Origin of the sequence: Dietzia sp. SYD-A1 (assembly GCF_015356725.1) — a bacterium.
Lineage (GTDB): Bacteria > Actinomycetota > Actinomycetes > Mycobacteriales > Mycobacteriaceae > Dietzia.
The window spans coordinates 1-900 of record NZ_JADDKI010000683.1 but is presented as its reverse complement, the minus strand read 5'-3'; the positions used below and the strand labels follow the sequence as shown (position 1 = coordinate 900).

Annotated in this window: 1 protein-coding gene; it reads left to right on the top strand. The window is 70.7% G+C overall.

The features are described from left to right. Window positions 1–59: 59 nt before the first annotated feature. Window positions 60–900 (top strand): WXG100 family type VII secretion target (locus IY392_RS18600; RefSeq protein WP_194862020.1); only part of this gene is annotated, 841 nt, incomplete at its 3' end.

Genomic DNA, 900 nt, shown 5'->3' with positions numbered 1-900 from the left:
GTGCCTCACCGCATCACCGGCGAACCCCAGTTACGCACTCCGGATCCGGAAGGGCCGGTTTGATCGAGGCACAGGACGAGGCGGTGGCGGCCGCGCTGGGGAAGGCGGCGCAGGAGCCGGCAGGTTTGCAGAGTCTGGGATTGATGGGCTCGATCGGGGCGACCCTCACGATGTTGGACGCCGCCGAAGGGCTCGGTGTGCCGCGCGGGTATGACCGCGTGGGTCCCGAGGAGGTGTCCGGAGCCCCACTGGAGAGGCTGGTGTCCGGGGCTCAGGCTCTGGACCCGTCCCAGTTCCACGACGTCCGGGATCGGGTCAGCACCGTCGCGACACGCCTCCGCACAGCGGCGGCTGACCTGCGACGCGGTTTGGGCGACGCGCTGGGCAGCCAATGGCAGGGTGAGTTCGCCAGCCAGGCCAGCACCTCGGTGGGATCGTTCACCGAATCGGTCGACAGACTGGCCACGGTCCTCGAAGTAGTGGCCACCAAGGCGAGCACCGCCGAGGACGGCTTCATCACCACCAAGGCCAGAATCGGGGAGGAGTCCGCGTCGCTCCAGGCCGCCCAGCTCAACACCCCGGGATACGACGGCGTCCACGGCCCGCCGACCGCTCACACCGCCGCCGTCATGGCGGCAGCCCAGGCCGCCGCGGAAGAGCAGGCACGAGCGACGGTCAACACCGTCTACAGCCCCGCCGTGATGGACGCCAACCTCGCCGACCTGGACATCCCCAGCCCGTACCGGGTGGTCTCGACATCGGCGTTGGGTGGCGCGAACGGTGTCGATCTGCTGTCGGCGTGGAATGTGGACGGAGTGATTCGGCCCTCCGGCCCGGCGGCGCCTACTGCCGCCGCGCTCGCCGCCGCCGGGGGAGGGGGGAGTCCGGGAGGGCTCGTCG